Origin of the sequence: Massilia arenae (genome assembly GCF_008014745.1) — a bacterium.
GTDB classification, from domain to species: Bacteria; Pseudomonadota; Gammaproteobacteria; order Burkholderiales; family Burkholderiaceae_D; genus Telluria; species Telluria arenae.
Window position 1 is genome coordinate 1 of the sequence record NZ_VPFD01000072.1, and the last position, 266, is coordinate 266.

Consider the following 266-nt stretch of genomic DNA (forward strand, 5'->3'; position numbering starts at 1 on the left):
ATGCAATGACCTAAAAGGCCGGGTTTCCCCATTCGGAAATCTGCGGATCAAAGCTCGTTTGCTAGCTCCCCGCAGCTTATCGCAAGCTACTACGTCCTTCATCGCCTGTAATCGCCAAGGCATCCACCATGTGCACTTATTCACTTGTCCCTATAACGTTGGCCTCTTCATGAGTTAAAGAGATCGTCACAGAATTCAAGAGTACAACTATGTTTGCTTGATACAAATTACTACTACCCTAAGTGTGCATCACATCTCGTTTCCGA

General features: G+C 45.9%; 1 rRNA gene. It reads right to left on the minus strand.

The annotated features are described in order from the left end of the window. A 23S ribosomal RNA gene (locus tag FVD38_RS26335) occupies positions 1-150 on the minus strand; the annotation flags it as partial. Positions 151-266: the final 116 nt, after the last annotated feature.